Origin of the sequence: Nonomuraea lactucae (genome assembly GCF_003313395.1) — a bacterium.
Taxonomy (GTDB): domain Bacteria; phylum Actinomycetota; class Actinomycetes; order Streptosporangiales; family Streptosporangiaceae; genus Nonomuraea; species Nonomuraea lactucae.
The window spans coordinates 1-2273 of record NZ_QNFZ01000607.1; the positions used below are offsets into that span (position 1 = coordinate 1).

The following is a 2273-nucleotide window of genomic DNA, read 5'->3' on the forward strand; positions in this document are numbered from 1 at the left end:
CGGCGGGGCGGGCCGGGACGGCCCGGTGCCGGGCACGGGCTTGCGGGTCGCCGATTCGGGTGGTGGCGCCAGGCCGCCGGCCTGCGGGGACAGCCGCGTGGGCACTCCGGCCGGCTGCGGATACGTACCGACCTGCGCCGGAAACGCCTCGGCGTGCGGCGAGGACATCTCGCCCGCGTACCGGGAGGACGTCCCACCCGTGTGGGAGGACGTCCCGCCCGTGTGAGGAGACGTCCCGCCTGTGTGGGAGGACGTCCCGGCCGTGTGGGAGGACGTCCCCCCGGTGCTGGAAGGCCGTGGCCCGCCCGTGTGCGAGGCCGTGCCGCCCGTCCCCGTGTGCCGGTCCGCCAGCGTCGGCGAGACGCGCATGAACGGCGTGGTGTCGTCGCTGGCCACCTGTACGCCCCGGGTCAGCACGGCGGTGGACGCCCCCACCGACTCCGGCTGACCGAGCAACCGCAGCAGGATCTGGTCGGCCGAGGGCCGCTCGTCCGGCGACTTGGCCAGCGCCGAGCGCACCACGCCACGCAGCGGCTCCGGCATCATGCTGACGTCGACCTCGTGGTTGAGGATCCGGTTGAGCACCACGGCGATCGAGTTGCCCTCGAAGGCCACCCTGCCCGTCGCCGCGAACGCGATCGTCGCTCCCCACGCGAACACGTCGGTGAAGGGCCCCACGTCCTCGCCGGCGATCTGCTCGGGCGCCATGTAGGCGGGGGTCCCGATCGCCCTGCTGGTGATCGTCCCGGTCGAGTCGATGATCCGCGCGATCCCGAAGTCCACCACCCGCGGCCCGTCCGCGGCGATCAGCACGTTGTCGGGTTTGAAGTCGCGGTGCACGATCGAGGCGTGGTGGATCGCGGTGAGTGCGGTCGCGGTGCCGATCGCGAGCCGGTCGAGCACCGTGCCCCGCAGGGGTCCGTCGGTGTCGACGATCTCCCGCAGCGGGCGCCCGTCGATGTACTCGCTGGCGATGTACGGCGTGTCACCGTCGAGGTCGGCCTCGATGACCCGCGCGGTGCAGAACGACGCCACCCGCTTGGCGGCCGTCAACTCCCTGGCGAAGCGGGACCTGGCGATCGTGTCACCGCTGAACTTGATGTGCAGCAGCTTGATCGCCGCCCGCTCGCCTTGAGCGTTGACGCCCAGGTAGACGATGCCCTGGCCGCCCTCCCCGATCCGTCCGGTGAGGCGGAATGACCCCAGCTCGCCAGGGTCGCCCGTGACCAGCGGCGAGATCTGCGGCATTCGACTTTTCCCCACGTGTGCATACGGCCCGACGAGGCAAACTTTACGACGTTCAGAAAGTTCTCAGGGGGGCGTTAACCGTTCTTGACGTCACTGTTCGCCCCCTTCCTGTCATGAATGGTGACGCATGCCCCGTCCAGCGTCATTCCCAGCATCGTATCGGCGGCTACTAAGCTCGGCACCGTGAGTCGAGCACGGGACCGCGCTTTCGACATAGTGCTGTTCGGCGCGAGCGGCTTCACCGGCGCTCTCACCGCCGCCTATCTCGCCGGGGTCGCGGGGCCCGAGGTGCGCTGGGCGCTGGCCGGCCGCGACCGCGCCAAACTGGAGCGGCTCGGCATCGACGTGCCGATCCTCGTCGCCGACGCCACCGACCCGGCCGCGCTCGCCGAGATCGCGCGGCAGGCTCGCGTGGTCGCCACGACCGTCGGCCCCTACATCCGGTACGGCGAGCCGCTCGTGGCCGCCTGCGCCCGGGCGGGCACCCACTACCTGGACCTGACCGGCGAGGCGGAGTTCGTCGACCGCGTTCACCTGCGCCACCACGCCACGGCCGAGCGCACGGGCGCGAAGCTCGTGCACGCGTGCGGCACCGACTCCATCCCCTTCGACCTGGGCACCCTCTTCACGGTCGGCCTGCTCCCGGAGAACGTCCCGCTGAAGGTCCGCGCCTTCCTGCGGGGTGACATGCGCCCGTCGGGCGGCACCTACCAGTCGATCCTGTCGATCGTCTCCCGCCCGCTCCAGGCGATCGCGGCGGGGACTCGGCGGCGCGCCGTCGAGCCGCCGCCGCGCGGCCGCAGGGTCAGCTCCCTGCCGGGTGGCCTGCGCTACGTGGGCGGCTGGGCGCTGCCGATGCCGAGCCTCGACCCGCTGATCGTCGGCCGGTCGGCCCGTCTCCTCGACCGCTACGGCCCTGACTTCACCTACCGCCAGCACATCGCGGTCAGACGGCTGCCGGCGGCGCTGTCCATCGCCGCGGGAGCGGGGGCGCTGGCCGCGCTCGCCCAGATCCCGCCCGCCCG

At 72.3% G+C, this 2273-nt stretch carries 2 protein-coding genes; one reads left to right on the forward strand and one right to left on the reverse strand.

The window, feature by feature from the left end:
* Positions 1 to 1248, reverse strand: a 1248-nt coding sequence (locus DQW85_RS24170; protein ID WP_162795319.1) for a protein kinase domain-containing protein, incomplete at its 3' end; no start/stop codon positions are given.
* 183 nt (positions 1249 to 1431) lie between these two features.
* Here DQW85_RS24170 and DQW85_RS24175 point away from each other — a divergent pair.
* The coding region (locus tag DQW85_RS24175; RefSeq protein WP_240197393.1) for a saccharopine dehydrogenase family protein at positions 1432 to 2273 on the forward strand (842 nt) is incomplete at its 3' end.